The following is a 20,104-nucleotide window of genomic DNA, read 5'->3' on the forward strand; positions in this document are numbered from 1 at the left end:
GTCATGGAAAATATTATTCAAAAAATCAACGAATTAAAAACAACATTACGTCATCATGAATATTTATATCATGTTATGGATGCGCCAGAGATCCCTGATGCAGAATATGATCGTTTGATGCGGGAATTAAAAGCACTGGAAGAGCAACATCCCGTGCTAATTACCGCTGATTCCCCTACCCAACGTGTGGGTGCAGCACCATTAACGGCGTTTGAACAGGTACGCCATGTGATCCCGATGTTGTCTCTGGATAACGTATTTGATGAAGAAAGTTATCTTGCCTTTGACAAGCGTGTGCGTGATCGCCTGAAAGACAGTCAGGACTTGGTATTTTGTTGCGAACTAAAACTCGATGGCTTGGCGGTCAGTTTGCTGTATGAAAATGGGGAATTGGTACAGGCTGCGACCCGTGGCGATGGGACAACAGGGGAGAATATTACTGCCAATGTCCGTACCATTTGCGCGATTCCCTTGCGCTTGAAAGGTGACAATATTCCTGCCCGCGTTGAAATTCGCGGTGAGGTTTTCATGAAACAAGGCGGATTTGAAAAACTCAACGAAGAAGCGCGCCGCACAGGAAATAAAGTATTCGCTAATCCCCGCAATGCGGCTGCCGGATCATTGCGTCAACTTGACCCTCGTATTACTGCCAAACGCCCACTGACTTTCTATTGCTATGGTGTTGGTGTTCTGGAGGGCGGAGAGTTACCGGCAAGTCACTACGAACGTCTGATACAATTCAAACGGTGGGGGCTGCCTGTCAGTGACAAAATGAAGTTATGTCAGGGTACTCAGCAGGTGATGGATTTTTACCATGACATTGAACAGCAACGACCGACGCTGGGCTTTGATATTGATGGGGTTGTAATCAAAGTCGACTCCCTCGGATTACAAGAAAGATTGGGTTTTGTTGCCAGAGCACCACGTTGGGCGACAGCTTTCAAATTTCCGGCCCAAGAACAGATGACTATCGTTCGTGATGTTGAGTTTCAGGTAGGACGTACTGGTGCCATTACTCCGGTTGCTCGTTTAGAGCCTGTGTTGGTGGCCGGAGTTACAGTAAGTAATGCCACATTGCACAATGCAGATGAAATTGAACGTCTGGGGCTGCTCATTGGTGATTCGGTGGTTATTCGCCGTGCCGGAGATGTTATTCCACAGGTGGTGGGTGTTGTTTATGAAAGCAGACCAGCAGAAACTCAGGCAGTGATTTTCCCTGAACATTGCCCGGTTTGTGGCTCAGATATAGAACGTGTCGAAGGAGAAGCCGTTGCTCGTTGTACCGGAGGTTTATTTTGTGGAGCGCAGCGCAAAGAAGCGCTGAAACATTTTGTTTCCCGTCGTGCCATGGATGTTGATGGCATGGGCGAAAAAATTATTGAGCAGCTTGTGGATAAAGAGTATGTCAAAACACCGGCTGATCTTTTCCGTCTGACTGCCGGAAAATTAACTGGCCTTGAGCGAATGGGGCCTAAATCTGCACAAAATGTCATTGCTGCCTTGGATAAATCTAAGAAAACCACTTTCGCCCGTTTTATTTACTCTTTGGGCATTCGTGAAGTCGGCGAAGCGACCGCCGCTAATCTGGTTTCTCATTTTGGTACATTGGAAAAATTACGTGCAGCAGATATTGAGGCTCTGATTGCGGTGCAGGATGTGGGAGGCGTTGTTGCCAGTCATGTCGTGAATTTCTTTAGTGAGCCGCACAATCAGGTAGTGATTGATGATTTGGTTGACAATATTGGTATCCACTGGGAATCGGCTGCAAATCCGCGTTTGGATGAGGCTGACAGCTTATTTACCGGCAAGATAGTGGTATTGACGGGGTCATTGAGTCGCCTGTCCCGAGATGAAGCCAAAGATAAACTGACAGCTTTAGGTGCCAAAGTTACCGGAAGCGTGTCTAAAAAAACAGATCTAGTTATCGCCGGCGAAGCAGCGGGTTCCAAGTTAGCTAAAGCCAATGAGTTGGGAATTGCTGTTATTGATGAAGAGGAAATGCTCCGTTTATTGGGTGAATAATACGCGTTTCACTTAATGATATGATTATCAAAGTGTGACCGGGTTGGCTAAATAGAAATTTGCGACCATTTGAACAGTAAATTAATGTGATAGTAATCAAAAATTTCTATTATGCATACCATAAAATACAGTTATAAATTTGCACAACATCATGTTTGGAGCTTTTTATTATGTCTCATATTTTTCATTTTTTCCTCGCATTGATCGTGATTGGTGGTCTGGCGATTTTGGCGAGTAATAACCGGAAGCATATTAGGGTTCGTTATGTTATTCAGTTGATTATAATTGAACTTTTTTTGGCATGGTTCTTCCTGAACTCTAACGCGGGTTTGGGGATAGTTAAAGGGTTTGACAATTTATTTGTCCATCTATTGTCTTATGCGGCAGAAGGCACCAAATTTATTTTCGGTGGCATGATGGAAACTAACTTAGCCTTTTTCTTCCTGAATGTATTGTGCCCAATTATCTTCATTTCTGCTTTGATTGGTATTTTGCAGCACTTCAAAATACTGCCAATTATTATTCGTGCGATAGGTACAGTGTTGTCTAAAGTAAACGGCATGGGCAAACTGGAATCTTTCAACGCGGTTAGCTCATTAGTTCTGGGTCAATCAGAAAACTTTATTGCTTACAAAGATGTTCTGGGCAAAATGTCTGAGCGCCGGATGTATACGATGGCGGCAACGGCCATGTCCACGGTATCTATGTCTATCGTTGGTGCTTACATGACGATGCTGGATGCAAAATACGTAGTCGCGGCGTTGGTTCTCAATATGTTCAGCACCTTTATCATCTTATCGCTCATCAACCCTTACTCTGTTGAGAGCGAAGAAGAAATCCATATGAGCGACCTCCACGAGGGGCAAAGCTTCTTTGAAATGCTGGGCGAATATATTCTGGCGGGTTTCAAAATTGCTTTGATTGTTGCTGCAATGCTGATTGGGTTTATTGCTTTGATTGCGTGTATCAACGCAATTTTTCATTTGATATTTGGCATTACCTTCCAGGAATGCCTGGGATATGTATTCTATCCGTTGGCATGGATCATTGGCATTCCAAGTGATGAAGCACTGAAAGTAGGTAGCATCATGGCGACGAAACTGGTTTCCAACGAGTTTGTAGCGATGCAGGGCATGCAAGAAATTGCAGCTCAACTGAGTGAGCGTTCGAAAGGTATTCTGTCAGTATTTTTAGTTTCCTTCGCTAATTTCTCATCCATCGGGATTATTGCAGGCGCCATTAAAGGATTGAATGAAAAACAGGGTAATACTGTTGCGCGTTTTGGCCTGAAACTGCTGTTTGGTTCAACGCTGGTGAGTTTCCTGTCCGCTGCAATTACAGGTCTGATTTTGAGCATCTAATTTTTTCATCGTTAGATTTGATAAGAATAATCGAAAGTGGCATCTTGGCAGATGCCACTTTTTTTATATAGAGTGTTTTTTTATCGCAAGGTAACGGAATTGACATCATGAACAAAGAAAATTTGCTGGAAATAGCCAACACTGCTATGCCATTTGGTAAATATAAGGGGCGAATGCTGATTGACTTGCCGGAAGAGTATTTACTTTGGTTTGCCCGCAAGGGGGAGTTCCCTCAGGGAAAATTGGGTATATTGATGGAAATGACCCTTGCGATAAAAATTGAAGGCTTGGATTCGCTGGTAAAACCGTTGAAAAAGCCCTGATAGATAAGATTCTGAAATATCTTACATGATTAATTGAAACTATTGATGTTTTCCAATCTATTAGACGGAGAATCATATGAGCTATTTTGACGGGAAAATTGCTATTGTCACAGGTGCAACGACGAGAGTTGGAGAGAGCATTGCTGAAGAATTATTCCATCGGGGGAGCAACGGTTATTATTACTGGGCGTCAATTTTCTCGTGCCAAACAGACAGCACAGCGGATAGATCCTACAGAACGATGTGTAATTCCGATGGAAGCCGATGTCAGGGATCATCTTTCGGTCAAGGCATTGATTGACAACACAGTAGAACAATTTGGTGGATTACATATGTTGGTCAATAATGCGGGGATTACTGGACCGCATGGTATCAATATTTGTGACTATTCTATTGATGATTGGAATGATGTGATTAATACCGATCTCAGCGGGACATTTTTTGGTTTGAAATATGGCATTCCGGCTATCATTCAAAGCGGAGGAGGGGCTATTGTTAACCTTTCTTCCTCTAACGGTATTGTGGGCATTCCTGGTATTGCACCTTACACAACTGCTAAACATGGTGTACTTGGTTTGACGCGTTCGGTTGCTTTGGAGTTTGCAGATAAAGGTATTGTAAATCGACAAAATTCAATGTCACTCTGCCTGATTTATTATCGAAGAAAATCGATTATCAGGTTAAAGCGAGTCCAAACTTGGACAAGAACCGTAGCTACTTTTTACAGATGGCGGCTTTGCATGAATTACAAAATAGTATTCAGCAATAAATACCATTAACCAGCCTCATATACTCTTTAATGAGGCTGAACGAATGGAAGATTTTGTCAACACTGATACGTGAAATAGAAACAGGGCTACAGACGCCCTGTTTCAAATACCAATAATTCCTGTAATTAGTACGGTATTTTTGCTTTCTTAAACTATAACTATCTATTTTTACCTTGATGCCCATCATGTCCACCGTTTTCACCGCCTTTACCACCCTCTCCACCTTTACCACCTTTGCCGCCATTACCACCATTTCCATTGCTCCCTTTTCCTGCATTACCTCCGTTTCCAGAACCACTTCCGTGCCCTCCGTGCCCTCCATTTCCGTGATTTGCTGCATGAACTGTTACTGGAAATATAACGGAAAATGTATAAATAACTATAGGGCCTACAAGAAGAAATACAGACAAGATACTTGATAAAAATAAGTTATTTTTTTTCATAATGTTTGGCTCCCTATATTACCACCATTACCACCATTACCACCATTACCACCATTACCACCATTACCACCATTACCACCATTACCACCATTGCCACCATTGCCACCATTGCCACCATTGCCACCGCGCCCACCAGAAGAGTTATTACCATTTCCCCCATTTCCCCCATTTCCGCCTTTTCCCCCTTTTCCCCCTTTTCCCCCTTTTCCTCCTTTTCCTCCAGAGGATTGTGAGTCTCCACCGCTATTACCACCTTTACCACCATCACCGCCGTTAGAATTATTCCCTGAACCTGCATTACCTCCATCACTGCCATTTGAAACAAGGAGGTAGTTATTAATATGGGAAATTTGTTTTGTTAATGAAATGGTTGAAGCATATGATGCTTCTGAGATAACTAATAATATTAGAATGAAAAATGATAATTTCAGGTTATTCATAATCCATCTGCCCCTCTGCCACCATTGCCACCAGATGCACCGTTGCCGCCGTTCCCACCTGATTGCCCTGGATATATCCCATCTCCACCATTGCCTCCATTTTTACAATTGCTATCAGGTATCCCGTTTTGACCGTTTTGACCAAACTGTCCATCCAACTTATTACAATCATTTATTTTTATAGGGAGTTTGCTTTCAGTCTTTGCATACAATGGTACAAAAGGAAAACTCAATATAGATACAGCTATAATTATTGTTCCTAGTTTCATTTTTAAATTCCTCTATGAAATAGAATTTATTTTCACAAGTAGAACAACGCAACTTATGTCTTTGAATAATAAGCTGCGTTGTTTTTATTTAAGCCTTTTTATTTCCATTACCATTGCCTGTTCCATTAGCATTAGCATTACCACTTCCATTTCCATTACTACTTCCATTGCCATTATTACCACCATTACCGCCATTACCACCTGAAGAATTATTGCCATTTCCACCGTTACCCCCAAGTGCACCATTGCCTCCATTAGCATTACTATCCCCACTACCCCCATCACCTCCTTTATTATTAATAAGTATATAAGGTGATATTGCTTGTTGTTTTTCTAATGTTTTTACATGGCGTTTATATGATAATTCGACTACTTTTGCTGCTGGTATTGTTGGAATTAATGCCAATGTTGATATTGCTATAATTATTCCTTTTAATAATTTATATTCAATATTTCTTTAACTTGGTAATTATTTAAAATAATACATTGCAGTGAAAATTTTCTATTGCAATATAAATGTGGCATGTTTTTTTTAAAAAAAGGTAAGCGAAATGTAAATTAATTAAAAGCATCTCAAATATTAATTTTTATTAATGTGTTTAAGTGCAACTCAAATATGGATCGATATAGATAACAGTTTAATCTCAATTGACACAACCTCCCCCTCGCACAGCAGAGAATGCCCTGGCACTTTTGCGCCGTACTCTTGGTTCACTGCCCATTGTACCTATTGGGGGCCGCCTCAGAAAACGGAATTTAGCACGCTAAGCTAATTTTAGGAGAATGTAATGAACGGTGCGCTGGGCAAAGCTGTACTGATCTTGCGGGTGAAAGTCCTGTCGTAGAAAGGGATTAGCCAGACCACTATGTAGCGAGTCTTGCGTTTCCGGCGGTAACAAAGGAGATGAAGCGTAGACAGCGAAACACTCGAGCCGAAACCAAAAGGTGAACGTGATAGCGCCGAAATACATTTAATCGTGTGTGCCAATAGTATCGTTCAGCTAGCAGGCAGCAGCGTCTGAATGGTCACACTGGCAAATATCCATTCAGCAGTACACACCGGAGCCGCAGGCGTCGGCGAGTTTGTAGAGAACAGTGCGGAACCCAGGAGATCCTGATATTTCTCAATGGAATGAGTATTTCGGGCACAAGTGCCAAACACAAGGCCTGAGAAATGAATATCAGGAAGTCGGAGTCAGCCATAGTAGCAATGAAGCGAGTAATGACCGTGGAGCGAAGGGCTGGCAGACAGATCGAACGTAAGAGGGCAACAATGACCGTACACAGCAACGACGGGTTATCATGGTTAACAAAACTTGAGCGTATAGGCGAGAAGTCAGCAGGTAACAAACAACGGGTGTTCAATAATTTGGGGCACCTGTTGCACAGTGACATGCTGAAAGGGCAATTTCTGCGGCTTGACGGGAATAAAGCCGTGGGTATCGATCGCATGACAAAAGCCGCTTACGGTGAACACCTTGATGAGAATATACAAAATCTCATCCTGCGGATACGCAGAGGGACGTACCACCCGAAAGCCGCCCGGATCACTGAAATTCCAAAAGAGGACGGCAGTAAGTGACCACTTATCAGATCGCCGTTTCCTCAGATTGATCGAGGTATTAATCACGGCGCCCGTCATAGTGGGTAAAGAGACATCCAGCAATGTGCGCGGATGCCCACAAGGTTCAGTCCTGTCGCCAGTGCTCGCCAATATCTACCTGCATTATGTAATAGATGGATGGTTTGGTGAAATCAGCCGTTCACATATTCACAGGCGGGCAGAGATGGTGAGGTATGCCGATGACAGGGTATTCACCTTTCAGTATCCCAGCGAAGCCAAACGTTTCTATAAGGTGCTACCCAAAAGACTGAATAAATATGGGCTGGAATTACACAGTGACAAATCGCAATTCATTCCTGCGGGTCACATAGCGGCAATGAGAGCCAATCAGTCAGGAAAACGCCTGCCCACGTTTAATTTTCTGGGATTTACCTGCTATTGGGGGAAAACGCGAAAAGGGCACTGGCGGCTGAAATTAACCAGCCGAAAAGACCGTTTTGCCGCCAAATTAAAGGGACTCAGGGACTTCCTTTGGAAGAATCTGAACACGACCGACAAAAGGCTTACCCTGAATATTGTCATCAGGGTGATCAGAGGCTGGATAAATTATCACGGCATATCTGATAACCAGAGACGAGTCGGGCAGTTTATCTACCAAAGTACGCGAATAATCTACCGATGGTTCAACCGTCAAGGTGGGCGTCGCCGACTGACGTGGAAAAAGCTGAATCTGATCTTGAAAATGCTGGGTTATCAGTCCAGATGGAAAACACATTCAATGTTCAATTCTCGCTGAATATGTGTGTGGGGACACAGATCTGTCGGGAGCCGGATGCGGTAGTTCCGCACGTCCGGTTCTGCGGAGGGGGCTGTCTGGGTGACCGGACAGCTCTACTCACCCCAGCACAGGCTTCCATCACAACGGTTGCAGAAGGGCATCCGACTAGAAACTCCATCAATTTGCTTCGTGTAAACTTTTTACGTAGGAGTGCTTTCCTTGATTTATCCTGGCAGTGGATATGAAAGGTATGTTTGCCGGGATCAATACCAATAAGGGTTATATTATTCATGGCGATGGCCTCTTGTAAAAGAAATCACCCTACTAACATATGCCTACAGGGTGAGGGTGACCATCCCATTAACCACCGGCTTTAGCTGCGATATCGGGTTGTACCGGAGGTGTCACATGGATTACAGATTAAGGTCCATCGGGTGCGGAACTCATCATGGCGCGGGCATTTTTACCCCTATTGACGCCGGATAGATTTAAGCAAACCCACTATTAATCAAAATCAGTGTTGCAAAAACGGGGTGACCATAGATTTTATGCTCTCGATGATTAATTGGCTCCTGGGCATAGGATTGTGCTGTGTATAAAAATAAAACGCATAGTAACGTAAGGAATTTTAAAATTCTCATTAAGGATTCCTACGGTCATATTAAAATAACAGTGTTTGATAAATGGGTATCAGTGACTGTGTTATAGGATAAAAGATACGAGGTTTTTCTTTGCAACTCGCCGAAAATACAATATTTCTTTTAGGTTGAGATGAAGTTAAACCACCACACGCATTCTCCATATCTATCGCGTTTAATTCTAATTCTGATGGCCCAATATCATCATAGTTTAATCGTCTGTCCAATTGGTGACGTAGCCGGAAAAAATAGGTATCACTATCTGTCATTAATGGTACTCTGGCATCTGATTGTCCCTGTTCAAGTTCTGCTGTAATTGCTAAAGCAAGAAAATTTCCAGGATTTGATGTATCTATTACTATTTGTTCTTCTTTTTCACTTACAGGCAGCTGTTCCAGATTAAGTACTCCAGGATGAGCTAGACCTAAAGCATGTCCAAACTCATGAACTATGGTTTGATAAACTACTATTTTTGCAGCGTGAGGTTCTGTATAATGCTCATTTAGAGTTCTTCTAATGGTATTGAAAGTTTCTTTTGAATAAGGGAATGTATCCGTTAGAAACATTCCCGGTCTGTTAAATGCTGGCACTGCATAATGCTCCAGGATGTCAGCCGGCAAAACTAACGTTGTATGAGCTAAGGCCTCACCCCAAGTAGCCTGTTGTGCATCATTTTCCCTAGAGATTTGAAAATCAGCTTCACTGGGTGATCCCTGGGGGACTTCGGTAAGGCGAATGGGACTCCCCCTCGCTATAAAGCGTTGATTCCACATGTCTGCCGCATTTCTCACTAATGGTGCAACATCAATAGCAAAGTTTCTTGTTGTTCCATCACCATTATCAATGGAAACTGTCACTGACCCTATATTTTCATCTATTCTATATCTTAAATTATTATTAAAAAAATCAGCGGGATTATAGATTTGATTGCTAATAGCTATAGAGCAAACGTGCCTATTCGGATTTAAGTAAGCCTCTGGATCATAGCCAAAAGAATTAAATGTTGCTAATGATAAGATCATGCAAATAAATTTCATTTTAGACTCCGTTACATAATATTTCATTGTTTCTACCGATATGTTTTTGCCTTTTTTGATTATTAACCCTCAGGGTATTTAGATAGGAGTTTATGTGGCTGCAAACGGCATGGGCAGGGATGGCTAAACCGATATTAGCCTCGTCCCACCGCCATAATGTATCATTAATTTTTTTAAAATAATCAACTGAATTAATTCGTATTAAATGGCCAAAAAAGGAGGAAATAATAAAAACTTTCTTATAAATCCATTCTTGCTAAATCGACAACCCCGATTTATAACGGGCCTTGTCCCATTCCAAATGCCACAACACCGTCCTTATAACACCGCATAATTTTTATCGGTGACCCAGAGGAATAGGCTGTTAATAAAAGCGTATAAGCAGCCCGTGCATTTTGGGCAGCCACCCTATCATCTGGAAGTATTACATTGTGTTTACTGCTAATGTAATTATAAAAAGAGAGTGTTATTGCTTCTTTTTCTTTTGAACCTTTGGGTAAAAATTTGAAAGTAACGCTGCCATCATTATCATTATCTACCCCAATATATATGGATTGAACATATCCCGTTTTTTTATTGTTTGCATTACAATTTCCTGCAAAGGCATAAGCATGCCCCTGCATAACCATAATAATAAAGATGCTAATTAAAAACTTAATTTTCATATTATATTCCTTTAGATTTGAATAAATTATCTATCAAAATGACGTCGCATCGCTATGCTAAATAGTATGTCATACGCCTGAACAGTTGCTGGGCAAATTGATATGTGTAATTAAAAGGCTACAAAAAATAAGGTTAAACTTAATATGATTGAATCTCATATTCAAATGCTATTTAGGAACTTTTATCATAAAGTGATATGTAAAAACAAATTAATTTAATTTAACTGAATTTGTTTTTACATAATACATTCCTCTCTTTCATTATGATATTGACGATACGCCCTGGGTTATCAGGGTGATGAGGGCGTTATCTTTCGCAATAGGGGGTATCCGTTGATTTTCATTACCCTCTGATTTTGCCAAATTTTGTCAAAATTTGACTGACGGCCACTGGGTCGGCACTGCTGCACTGACCGAGAAATTGCTTGCGCAGATTGAACATTTTCCCCGGATTAAAACGATGACGTTTCTTAAGGGCATTAATGCGAAAAAAGGCTTTTTCTGCACTTCGGCATTCGCTTCCTCCGCTATTGCCGGTCACTTTTCCAGGTTCTGTCGGGCACTGAACAATGCCCTGGAAACGCGTCATTAAGGCAATCCCCACATTACTATCGATGCTTTCATTGAAAGGGCATCTCGTGACGATTGATGCGATGGGCTGCCAACGCACGCTTGCTCAGCAATTACGCGAGAGTGAAGCCGATTATATTTTGTCCCTTAAAGGCAATCAGGGGAAAACCTTTTCGGAAGCCGTTGACTATTTTCACCAACAACAGACAACCCAAAAACCTCACCTTAAACCTAACCATGATGAATTCGATGATAGCCACGGACGTACAGTCAGACGACGTGGATGGGTTCTGCCGCTGACATCAGAAACAAAACACTTAGGTTCCTGGCCAGATATTCAGGCCCTCCTGGTAACGGAAACGATACGACAGAACAATATTCTGAAACAGTCACCTCTGATTTTCGTTATTATTTAAGCAGTTGTCAGGATGTTCCCGCCTTTCAGTTAGCTGCCATTCGAAAACATTGGGCTATCGAAAATAGTTTACACTGGGTATTGGATGTCACTTTTCGAGAAGATGATTCACGTATGAGAGAGCGGAGCCCCACAAGAATATTTGCCCCATGACGTAAAATGGCGCTGAATATCGTTAAACGAGAGACAAACAGTACACTGAGTTTGAGTGCCCGAAGGTAATCAGCAGGGTGGGATAATGGCTATATGGAAGCCCTATTATTTAATCAATTTTAGCATACTGTGATTTTCAATTGGGTTTTGAGTTACGTTGAGCCAAAGGTTTACTGTCCTCTAACCATTGGCATCATGACCGTTTTCCTGACACTTTCGACGGACGATCTTATTTCAAGCAATTGCCTCATTTCCGATATCTGATTTTTCAAGACGATACACTGATTGGTCATATGGGGATTGATCACCGAGTGATAAAAATTGGTGGTGAAACTGTTCGGATTTTGGGTGTCATTGATCTTTGTGTTAAACCAAGCCATCGCTGCATTGGAATCGCGACAAATCTTCTGAAGACTATTGAACAGTTAGCAGCAACTTCTAACGTAGAATTTCTTGTTTTGATGGGGGATAACGATGCACTTTATAAGGCGAATGGTTTTAAGCGGGTTACACCGGCGATAACAAAATGGTTTGCTGTTGAAGATGTGGAAAGTATTTCCCTGATTGAACGCGATCTTTCAGATTGTTTTCTTGTGAAGGCGATGAGAGACAAGGACTGGCCGAATGGAAAGATAGATATGTTGGGATATCTTTTTTAGTGGATTCAAGCGAAGGGGAAAAATTGTTTAATGACAAGGGATTAATATGGTGGAGCTAAGCGGGATCGAACCGCTGACCTCTTGCATGCCATGCAAGCGCTCTCCCAGCTGAGCTATAGCCCCACAAATGTGGTTCAGGTTTTTAATACCAAATACTAATTACTGTTTTATCAGCAGGAAATAAAAGTATTTGGTGGAGCTAAGCGGGATCGAACCGCTGACCTCTTGCATGCCATGCAAGCGCTCTCCCAGCTGAGCTATAGCCCCAAATCAAAATCCTGTGGAACGGGGCGAATCATATGAGACCCAGAGAATTCTGTCAATGGATTCATTAATATTCTCCGTGTAAGCGCTGAAAAAGCCATCAAAGGACAATTTTGAAAGCAGAAAATAAAGGCACTGCAATAAATTGAGTGCCTTTATTATTCGAGTTATATAACTTATTTATGCGTCATTATTTACAAATGACGACAATTTATTGTGCTTCACGTTGAGCAATATAAGCCAGAGCCTTATCAATACGAGACAATGAACGTGCTTGGTTAATAGCATGAATTGTTACATCAACACTTGGAGACTGGCCTGCTCCTGTTACAGCAACACGCAGTGGCATACCTACTTTACCCATGCCGACTTCCAGTTCATCAGCCGTCGCCTGAATGGCGTAATGGATATTCTCAGGTGTCCATTCAGTAATCGCTGCCAGTTTCGCACGGGCAACTTCTAATGGCTGGCGAGCAACAGGGCGCAGATGTTTCTTCGCAGCATCTGCATCAAACTCAGCAAATTCTTCATAGAAGTAATGGCAAGATTCAGCCATTTCTTTCAGTGTCTTACAACGCTCACCCAGCAGTTTGATCAAATCAATCAGCTCTGGGCCAGTACGAGTATCAATACTTTGCTGTTCAATATGCCATGCTAAATGCACAGCAACTTCTTCTGCTGGCAGGGTATTGATGTAATGATGATTCAACCATTGCAGCTTTTCAGTGTTGAATGCACTGGCGGATTTGCTGATGGCATCAAGGCTGAACAATTCAGTCATTTCTTCAACACTGAAAATTTCCTGATCACCATGTGACCAACCCAGACGAACCAGATAGTTCAACAACGCTTCAGGCAGATAGCCATCATCGCGATATTGCATCACGCTGACAGCACCGTGGCGTTTGGACAGTTTTTTACCATCGTCACCGAGGATCATAGAAACGTGGGCATATTCTGGAACTGGTGCGCCGAGGGCTTTCAGGATGTTGATCTGACGTGGAGTATTGTTGATATGGTCTTCACCACGAATAACGTGGGTGATTTCCATATCCCAGTCATCAATGACAACACAGAAGTTATAGGTTGGTGAGCCGTCGGTGCGGCGAATGATCAAATCATCCAGTTCCTGATTGCTGAATTCAATCGGGCCACGGATGCTGTCATTAAAAATAACGGAACCTTCTTGTGGATTACGGAAACGCACAACATGTGGTTTATCGTGATGCAGTTCGTTGTGATTGTGCTGGCACTCGCTATCAAGGCATCGTCCGTCATAACGGGGTTTTTCACCATTTGCCATTTGAGTTTCACGCAGTTGTTCCAAACGCTCTTTGGAACAATAGCAGCGGTAAGCTGTACCTTGCTCCAGCATTTCATCAATAACTTGATTGTAACGGTCGAAACGTTTGGTCTGATAATAAGGGCCTTCATCCCAATTCAGATTTAACCAGTTCATACCGTCCATAATTGCGTCGATGGCTTCTTGAGTTGAACGTTCAAGATCGGTGTCTTCAATACGAAGAACAAATTCACCTTTATTGTGGCGACTGTATAACCAAGAATAAAGAGCAGTACGCGCACCACCAACATGAAGATAGCCAGTAGGACTTGGTGCAAAACGGGTTTTAATTTTACTCATCAGGAATTGCCTTAATTACGTTTCTCTTTTTAGAGTGCGTTTTGTATGATCAAAATAACAATAGTGGGTTATTTTATCACTGCACTTCAATTCCTCAATGGCGTTAACTATAGGTTATTGAGAAAAGCCAAAATAAATTGACCAAATGATACCCTTGCGTGATTATAAATGTTTCATTCTGTTTAATTTTACGACGAACGATTATTTTAGTAATAAAAAGCGTTGACTCACCTCGAACTATCCCTATAATGCGACTCCATCACGACGGGGCGATTAGCTCAGTTGGTAGAGCATCTCCCTTACAAGGAGGGGGTCATCAGTTCGAATCTGGTATCGCCCACCATATTTCTCGTAGTGATAAAAAATGATTTTATGATTGGGCGATTAGCTCAGTTGGTAGAGCATCTCCCTTACAAGGAGGGGGTCATCAGTTCGAATCTGGTATCGCCCACCAATCATAAATCAGTGATATTGATGTCATTATAGTCAGCATGAAGTGGGCGATTAGCTCAGTTGGTAGAGCATCTCCCTTACAAGGAGGGGGTCATCAGTTCGAATCTGGTATCGCCCACCACTTCATCTGGTTGTTTCGTAACAATATCATATTGATATTTAGAATGGGTCGTTAGCTCAGTCGGTAGAGCAGTTGACTTTTAATCAATTGGTCGCAGGTTCGAATCCTGCACGACCCACCATTCAAATATCAAAATCAAAATTATCTAATTGGGTCGTTAGCTCAGTCGGTAGAGCAGTTGACTTTTAATCAATTGGTCGCAGGTTCGAATCCTGCACGACCCACCATTTAGATATAAAAATCAGAATTACCTAATCGGGTCGTTAGCTCAGTCGGTAGAGCAGTTGACTTTTAATCAATTGGTCGCAGGTTCGAATCCTGCACGACCCACCATTTAGGTATGAAGATATGAAGTGGGCGATTAGCTCAGTTGGTAGAGCATCTCCCTTACAAGGAGGGGGTCATCAGTTCGAATCTGGTATCGCCCACCACTTCATATCAGAATTTCTTATCTGGCACTTTCTTCTCCTAAAGCTATATTTCTCAAAACCATATTCTCCTGAGACCATATTCCATTAAAATTTATTCCCTATAAGAATCCACTGATCCGTGCTGGCGTGATTTATAAGCAAGAAATGCAATGATATTGTGAATTGTCGTAAGACAATACGCCTCTGGATGAGATTTGTGGCTATTTTATCTTTAATCCATAACTTTTGAATTTTTCCAGAACCCGTTGCATTTCTGCCAGAGGAAGTATCGGAACTGTCTCCATAATTGGAAGCACTTTTAAATAAAGTTGTGCCAATATTTCAATCTCATTTGCTAACCACAGCGCTTTTTCCAGATTAACTTCCATTGCAATCATGCCATGATGCTGCATCAGTAATGCTTTACTGTACGAGATCCCCTTTTTCACATTGTCAGCTAGTTCAGCCGTTCCGAAAGTGGCATAGGGAATGCAGGGAACGTGATCGGTTCCTGTAACAGCAATCATGTAGTGAATGGCGGGTATCGAATGATTGAGAATGGAGACTGCTGTTGCATTAACAGCATGGTTATGTACAACAGTATTGAGATCAGAGCGTGCTTGATAGCAAGAGAGATGAAAATGCCATTCGCTTGAAGGCATCTTATTGACTGCATATTCGCCTTGATTATTGACATAGACGATTTGCTCGGGTGTTAGCTTTTCATAAGGCACACCACTGGGAGTAATCAAAAAACCGTCTTGATAGCGGGCACTGATATTACCCGACGTTCCTTGATTCAGTCCGAGCGAGTTCATTTTGAGGCAAGTTTCAATAATCTCTTGGGCGATTTGTTCTCTGTTCATCATCGTTACCTTGAATGATAATTACGGTTTCCCACATAAATCAGGGAAAAGAACTCGTAATCCTTCCGCACTGGCATCGCAAATTCCACGTTCAGTGATTAGTCCGGTGATAAATTCAGCAGGTGTAACATCAAAGGCATAATTCCCACAAGATGTTCCTTGCGGTGCTGTATTGACCCAACTTCGCGTACCTTCAGGTGTAATGCCATATACATGGGATTGCTCTTCACCCGAACGCTGCTCAATGGGAATTTCTTTTACGCCGTCCCAGACCGTAAAATCCAGCGTAGGGGATGGCAGGGCAACATAAAAAGGCACCTGATTGGCTTTGGCTGCCAATGCCTTAAGGTAAGTCCCGATTTTATTGCATACATCACCTCGGGCGGTTGTCCGGTCTGTGCCGACAATACAGAGATCCACTTTGCCATGTTGCATCAAATGCCCTCCGGCATTATCTGCGATCAAAGTATGTGGTATGCCATGTGACCCTAATTCGAAAGCGGTTAACCCCCCTTGGTTACGTGGGCGGGTTTCATCAACCCAGACATGGACGTTGATCCCTGCATCATGCGCCATATAAATGGGAGCCAGTGCAGTTCCCCAGTCTACCGTCGCGAGCCAGCCAGCATTGCAATGAGTCAGGATATTGACCGTTTCACCTGTTGATTTGGTCTCTGCCATACTTTGAATTATTTTTAAGCCATGCTCACCAATTTTGCGACAGAGTTCTACATCTTCATCTGCAATTTCATTGGCGAGACGGTAAGCAGTTTCTGCACGTAACGAAGATTCGATATTTTCCAATATTCGATATGAGCGATCTAATGCCCATTTTAAATTGATTGCTGTGGGGCGGGTTTCAACCAAAATATCGTAAGATTGCCGAAGATACTCATCGCTACTTTCCTGACGCATTGCCAAAGCCATACCATATGCGGCAACAGCACCAATCAAAGGTGCACCCCGAACCCACATTTCTTTTATGGCTGTCGCTGCATCCTGCATAGTGCGTAGTTGAATAGTTTGCACTTCAAAAGGGAGCTTGGTTTGATCGAAAATTTCGACGGTATGACCATCGTCAGCAAGCCAGACAGAACGGTAATGAGTGCCATTAATTTTCATATCAACCTCTTAACACTGTGCAATATAACGTTTAATTAGCGAAAAATTGGGATAATTTTCTCGATTGACTATCAATTCCCGCGCCAATTTTAGCGCCCGTTTTTCACAGATGGCACGCTGGTTTTGATCTTCAATTTGCTTGAAATCGGCAACACCAGAAAATCCAACAATACGGCGATTGATTTCCAGGCCAGCATAAGCGAGCGTATCTTTAAATAAAGTGGATAGAAAGTCATCTTGTACTGTTTTTAAGAAGGATGCATCGAATGTACCTTGCTGATAAAGCACAACAGGATAAGCATCCCCAATATCTTTCTCATTCCATAATTGACGAAAATGACGCTCAAACATTGACCAGGTTGTTTCTACTTGCTCCAGAAGCCATGTTTGGTAATCAACACATTGTGCATTATTTTCTCGTAGGGCTGGCTGAGCAAAGTAAGCCATCAATAAATTACCAATGTAGTTACCAATATCAAACGCCATTGGCCCCATGAAACTGAATTCTGGGTCAATCACCTTGGTGGAATTTGGCGTCACCATGATTGAGCCGGAATGGAGATCACCATGCAGCAGGGCTTGTGCTTGCGTCATGAATTGATACTTATACTGCATGGCTGCTTGAATGAGTGCTCGATCTTGCCAGATGGAGTAAATTTCGTCGTCAAGTTGAGGGGCTGTCCAGTTATTTCTCTCTGCGTTGAAATAAGGTTCAGTGAAAATCAGATCTTCAGTGATCTTACAAAGTTCATGGTTGTTAGCGAAGCGGGCAATGAGATTTTTTTTCTTTTTACCCGTTATTCCAATATCGGATGTATGAAACAACGTATTCGCAAGGAAAATTCCAATATCTTCCGCGAGGTGAAGAAGTTTTTCTCCGGCAATAAGTCGCTTGCGTAGGATGATATGCTGAGACAAATACTCCATAGCAAAGAGAGACATGTTCTCATCATAAAAATAGACATCAGGAACATATTCTTTGGCGATTTTTTTTTCTTCAATCAGGGCATGATATTCAAAATGAGAACGAACAAGAGAAAGCGGCCATGATTCCCCCGCAGCCCGTACATAAGGTAGGGCTTGTTTCACGACAATCGTTTTTTCTTTTCCGGAGACAATAAATACTAAGTTGAGATTTCCATCACCCACTTCTTGAATTTGCCAAGTTTCAGAGGAACCGCCAAGTGAAATGGTTGTTGGTAAATTTTCAGCAAGATAGTGAGGTAAAGATTCGCAAGTTTGTGGGATATATCCTGTAGGGACATGAGCAGCCATTATTTTCATCCTGATAATTTCATGAAGGAACGTTCATAAACTGCACAGCGATAACTTATTCTGCTGTAATGGAATTTACATTTGTTAACTATAGATATGCAAAAGTAAGGTGTCTGTGATAGAACTAACATTAACCATCAGTTATGTTTGAGGTTTTGGCAGGGGAGGAAGGCCGTAAGCTGCTCTGGCACGATCACAACTTTCATTATAATCGTCAGTTTCCCAAGCTTGAGGAAATTCTCTACAGGGAGAGGGCCTTTTGTCATAGATGGAGCAGGAGACTGACTCACCAATTTCACCGCATAAATTGATACATCGGGGATGGGGTTCATTTGTTCCTTTCATGCAACGCATGAAATCATTTAATTTTTCTGTCATGGATATGGGAACTGTACCGCCACCATCCTCAGCTTCAGCCCAATAAAATGAAACACGAAAGTAGGCGCAGCAAGCACCACAGCTAATACAGGCGTTATCTTGTAACTTAGATTGAGAAGTTAACGTTTGACTCATACCAGATGTCACTATCTGATGTTTAAGACATACACTTAGGTAAAATTACCTTACCCTCAAAAGGCTGCTTTCCAATAAAAAGCGAGTCTCTTTAAAAGAGATTATGTTGCCAAATTATATATTTCTTCAAGAAAAATTTATATTATTTTGATTCATTTAAAATTATTAGATAAATTACTCCTTATTAAAGTGTTGGTTGGTGATTTATAGTTATTATGGGTTATTATCCCCTTGGATATAAATTGTTTTTGAATATTAATTCAATGGTTTTAGTAATAAGAGCTGGAACTTGAAACGTCTTTTAGAAAACTAAATATGGCATTGTTCAGTTTTCAATGAAATAGAGAGTGGGTATGGGGATAAAATTACTGTCCAAAATAGATTAAATATTTATTTATAGTGATGGCTGTGTTTTTTGATTATAGATTTATTTTTGCAAGTTGTAGTGCTATTGATTACAACTTGCAGTTTATTAATTTAATTTTTAAGTAAGAATAATATAGCTGGATAGACTGTATCTAAATCGATATTGTTAACATCATCAGGATCGTAAAATGTAATACATTTATCTTCTGTAGCCAGTGGAGCCCAATTTTCAGGCGTTGTCACACCGTAAAAGGCGATAAGTTTTTTTTGTAATGCAGCAGCTAAATGGCAGATACCACCATCACCGACAATAATCAATGTCATGCTGTTCAATAAAGCTAAAAAAGAATTTAGAGAATCAGATATTACAACTTCACTATTTTTCCCTATACGTGCTCTTAAATCCTCGGCTAAAGGAATATTCTGTTTATATGAAGAAATAATAAATTTTGTCTCTGGATAATTATCTAGTATTTTATTTGCTATTAGAGTTAGGTTCTCATTATTAATGAGACTATTTTTTCTATTATTGGAAACAGAAAATAAAACTCTGGGGGATTGATGTTCAGCCGCCTGAGTTACATTTTCAAATTTAATACAAGGAAAAAATTCAGGAAATAATTTGTTCTCAATAGGTGAAAATGTGCGTAATACTTTTAAGGCCTGATGATAGCCTTTGACTTGCTCTTGCTTCATTGGATAGTTAATTAATTTAGAATGCCACTGTTTGTCTGTAACAACCGCATAGCGTTTTTTAGCACCCAATAACCATAAAAATAAATTACTCAACTTCATCGGAGTTGGTTTGGTTGATATAGCAATATCAAATTCTTTTCGACGAAATGTTAATGCAGCTTGGATTCACATATTAAGCGCAACACCGTAATGAACGAAGTAAATGAGTGGGTACTCCTTTAAATAACTCATTCGGTGTTTTGTAATCTCGTGTTTTACGAGGGCGATTA

Annotated in this window: 20 protein-coding genes, 9 tRNA genes and 2 pseudogenes; 15 read left to right on the plus strand and 16 right to left on the minus strand. The window is 41.5% G+C overall.

The annotated features are described in order from the left end of the window. Window positions 1–3 precede the first annotated feature (3 nt). The 4 genes from ligA to PSI23_RS23460 all read left to right on the plus strand — a co-directional run bounded on the left by ligA (window position 4) and on the right by PSI23_RS23460 (window position 4,485). The gene (gene ligA, locus PSI23_RS09885; RefSeq protein WP_273554932.1) at window positions 4–2,022 is read left to right on the plus strand and encodes an NAD-dependent DNA ligase LigA; all 2,019 of its coding nucleotides are present in this window, start codon (window positions 4–6) and stop codon (window positions 2,020–2,022) included. A 170-nt stretch (window positions 2,023–2,192) separates the two neighbouring features. After that, complete coding sequence (locus tag PSI23_RS09890; protein ID WP_273554933.1) at window positions 2,193–3,383, plus strand: NupC/NupG family nucleoside CNT transporter; 1,191 nt, start codon at window positions 2,193–2,195, stop codon at window positions 3,381–3,383. A 107-nt stretch (window positions 3,384–3,490) separates the two neighbouring features. Next, window positions 3,491–3,706, plus strand: a complete 216-nt coding sequence (locus tag PSI23_RS09895; protein ID WP_273554934.1) for a DUF3820 family protein — start codon at window positions 3,491–3,493, stop codon at window positions 3,704–3,706. Window positions 3,707–3,792: 86 nt separating this feature from the next. Beyond that, on the plus strand, window positions 3,793–4,485 hold the full coding sequence (locus tag PSI23_RS23460) for an SDR family NAD(P)-dependent oxidoreductase (RefSeq protein WP_444876153.1): 693 nt from the start codon (window positions 3,793–3,795) through the stop codon (window positions 4,483–4,485). Between the two features lie 149 nt (window positions 4,486–4,634). Here PSI23_RS23460 and PSI23_RS09910 read toward each other — a convergent pair whose 3' ends face one another. The 4 genes from PSI23_RS09910 to PSI23_RS09925 all read right to left on the minus strand — a co-directional run bounded on the left by PSI23_RS09910 (window position 4,635) and on the right by PSI23_RS09925 (window position 6,034). After that, entirely contained in the window at window positions 4,635–4,919 is a 285-nt protein-coding gene (locus PSI23_RS09910) for a hypothetical protein (RefSeq protein ID WP_273554935.1), read from the minus strand. Next, a complete protein-coding gene (locus PSI23_RS09915; protein WP_273554936.1) occupies window positions 4,916–5,359 on the minus strand; it encodes a hypothetical protein in 444 nt (147 codons plus the stop codon). Before PSI23_RS09915 ends, PSI23_RS09910 begins: the two co-directional genes overlap by 4 nt. Continuing rightward, window positions 5,356–5,628 (minus strand): hypothetical protein, encoded by a 273-nt coding sequence (locus PSI23_RS09920; RefSeq protein ID WP_273554937.1) that lies wholly within the window; start codon window positions 5,626–5,628, stop codon window positions 5,356–5,358. Before PSI23_RS09920 ends, PSI23_RS09915 begins: the two co-directional genes overlap by 4 nt. A gap of 88 nt (window positions 5,629–5,716) precedes the next feature. Further along, window positions 5,717–6,034: a hypothetical protein gene (locus PSI23_RS09925; RefSeq protein WP_273554938.1), complete on the minus strand. Its 318-nt coding sequence runs from the start codon at window positions 6,032–6,034 to the stop codon at window positions 5,717–5,719. Window positions 6,035–6,723: 689 nt separating this feature from the next. On the opposite strand from PSI23_RS09925, the gene PSI23_RS09930 reads away from it, so the two are divergent. Together PSI23_RS09930 and PSI23_RS09935 are read left to right on the plus strand one after the other, a co-directional pair. Next, window positions 6,724–6,891 carry a hypothetical protein gene (locus PSI23_RS09930; RefSeq protein ID WP_187651455.1) on the plus strand — a complete coding sequence of 56 codons (168 nt, stop codon included), beginning with the start codon at window positions 6,724–6,726 and terminating at the stop codon, window positions 6,889–6,891. Window positions 6,892–6,901: 10 nt separating this feature from the next. After that, window positions 6,902–7,988: pseudogene (locus PSI23_RS09935) on the plus strand (reverse transcriptase domain-containing protein). A 103-nt stretch (window positions 7,989–8,091) separates the two neighbouring features. On the opposite strand, the pseudogene PSI23_RS09940 reads toward PSI23_RS09935, so the two are convergent. From PSI23_RS09940 to PSI23_RS09955, 4 genes and pseudogenes are all read right to left on the minus strand, one after another. Beyond that, window positions 8,092–8,262 (minus strand): annotated as a pseudogene (locus PSI23_RS09940) (IS110 family transposase); the annotation flags it as partial. A gap of 369 nt (window positions 8,263–8,631) precedes the next feature. After that, window positions 8,632–9,672 carry a zinc metalloprotease gene (locus PSI23_RS09945; RefSeq protein WP_273554939.1) on the minus strand — a complete coding sequence of 347 codons (1,041 nt, stop codon included), beginning with the start codon at window positions 9,670–9,672 and terminating at the stop codon, window positions 8,632–8,634. A 248-nt stretch (window positions 9,673–9,920) separates the two neighbouring features. Then, the gene (locus PSI23_RS09950) at window positions 9,921–10,310 is read right to left on the minus strand and encodes a hypothetical protein (protein ID WP_273554940.1); all 390 of its coding nucleotides are present in this window, start codon (window positions 10,308–10,310) and stop codon (window positions 9,921–9,923) included. A 343-nt stretch (window positions 10,311–10,653) separates the two neighbouring features. Continuing rightward, on the minus strand, window positions 10,654–10,899 hold the full coding sequence (locus PSI23_RS09955; RefSeq protein ID WP_273554941.1) for a hypothetical protein: 246 nt from the start codon (window positions 10,897–10,899) through the stop codon (window positions 10,654–10,656). Here PSI23_RS09955 and PSI23_RS09960 point away from each other — a divergent pair. Further along, window positions 10,880–11,296, plus strand: a complete 417-nt coding sequence (locus tag PSI23_RS09960) for an ISAs1 family transposase (protein WP_373567316.1) — start codon at window positions 10,880–10,882, stop codon at window positions 11,294–11,296. The genes PSI23_RS09955 and PSI23_RS09960 overlap by 20 nt on opposite strands. Window positions 11,297–11,621: 325 nt before the next feature. Beyond that, window positions 11,622–12,107 (plus strand): GNAT family N-acetyltransferase, encoded by a 486-nt coding sequence (locus PSI23_RS09965; protein WP_273554949.1) that lies wholly within the window; start codon window positions 11,622–11,624, stop codon window positions 12,105–12,107. Window positions 12,108–12,154: 47 nt separating this feature from the next. Here the strand turns inward: PSI23_RS09965 and PSI23_RS09970 are convergent. The 3 genes from PSI23_RS09970 to gltX form a co-directional block, all read right to left on the minus strand. Then, a tRNA-Ala gene (locus PSI23_RS09970) sits at window positions 12,155–12,230 on the minus strand. A gap of 68 nt (window positions 12,231–12,298) precedes the next feature. Continuing rightward, window positions 12,299–12,374, minus strand: a tRNA-Ala gene (locus PSI23_RS09975). A gap of 208 nt (window positions 12,375–12,582) precedes the next feature. Next, window positions 12,583–14,013 carry a glutamate--tRNA ligase gene (gene gltX, locus PSI23_RS09980; RefSeq protein ID WP_273554942.1) on the minus strand — a complete coding sequence of 477 codons (1,431 nt, stop codon included), beginning with the start codon at window positions 14,011–14,013 and terminating at the stop codon, window positions 12,583–12,585. 267 nt (window positions 14,014–14,280) lie between these two features. Between gltX and PSI23_RS09985 the strand changes: the two genes are divergently transcribed. The 7 genes from PSI23_RS09985 (at window position 14,281) to PSI23_RS10015 (ending at window position 15,018) form a co-directional block, all read left to right on the plus strand. After that, window positions 14,281–14,356: transfer RNA gene (locus tag PSI23_RS09985), tRNA-Val, on the plus strand. A gap of 35 nt (window positions 14,357–14,391) precedes the next feature. Then, window positions 14,392–14,467, plus strand: a tRNA-Val gene (locus tag PSI23_RS09990). Window positions 14,468–14,511: 44 nt separating this feature from the next. After that, window positions 14,512–14,587, plus strand: a tRNA-Val gene (locus PSI23_RS09995). A gap of 45 nt (window positions 14,588–14,632) precedes the next feature. Beyond that, window positions 14,633–14,708 (plus strand) — tRNA-Lys (locus tag PSI23_RS10000). Window positions 14,709–14,738: 30 nt separating this feature from the next. Beyond that, window positions 14,739–14,814: transfer RNA gene (locus tag PSI23_RS10005), tRNA-Lys, on the plus strand. A 30-nt stretch (window positions 14,815–14,844) separates the two neighbouring features. Further along, window positions 14,845–14,920: transfer RNA gene (locus PSI23_RS10010), tRNA-Lys, on the plus strand. 22 nt (window positions 14,921–14,942) lie between these two features. Next, window positions 14,943–15,018: transfer RNA gene (locus tag PSI23_RS10015), tRNA-Val, on the plus strand. Between the two features lie 200 nt (window positions 15,019–15,218). Here PSI23_RS10015 and PSI23_RS10020 read toward each other — a convergent pair. From PSI23_RS10020 to PSI23_RS10040, 5 genes are all read right to left on the minus strand, one after another. Further along, window positions 15,219–15,863, minus strand: coding sequence for an L-fuculose-phosphate aldolase (locus PSI23_RS10020; protein WP_273554943.1), 645 nt, complete (start codon window positions 15,861–15,863; stop codon window positions 15,219–15,221). Between the two features lie 21 nt (window positions 15,864–15,884). Then, entirely contained in the window at window positions 15,885–16,985 is a 1,101-nt protein-coding gene (mtnA, locus tag PSI23_RS10025; protein ID WP_273554944.1) for an S-methyl-5-thioribose-1-phosphate isomerase, read from the minus strand. Window positions 16,986–16,994: 9 nt separating this feature from the next. Further along, the gene (gene mtnK, locus PSI23_RS10030; RefSeq protein ID WP_273554945.1) at window positions 16,995–18,260 is read right to left on the minus strand and encodes an S-methyl-5-thioribose kinase; all 1,266 of its coding nucleotides are present in this window, start codon (window positions 18,258–18,260) and stop codon (window positions 16,995–16,997) included. Window positions 18,261–18,401: 141 nt separating this feature from the next. Continuing rightward, the gene (locus PSI23_RS10035; protein WP_273554946.1) at window positions 18,402–18,773 is read right to left on the minus strand and encodes a YkgJ family cysteine cluster protein; all 372 of its coding nucleotides are present in this window, start codon (window positions 18,771–18,773) and stop codon (window positions 18,402–18,404) included. Window positions 18,774–19,250: 477 nt separating this feature from the next. Then, on the minus strand, window positions 19,251–20,000 hold the full coding sequence (locus tag PSI23_RS10040; RefSeq protein WP_273554950.1) for a glycosyltransferase family 9 protein: 750 nt from the start codon (window positions 19,998–20,000) through the stop codon (window positions 19,251–19,253). Between the last annotated feature and the right edge of the window lie 104 nt (window positions 20,001–20,104).

Source organism: Xenorhabdus yunnanensis (genome assembly GCF_028598805.1).
GTDB classification, from domain to species: Bacteria; Pseudomonadota; Gammaproteobacteria; order Enterobacterales; family Enterobacteriaceae; genus Xenorhabdus; species Xenorhabdus yunnanensis.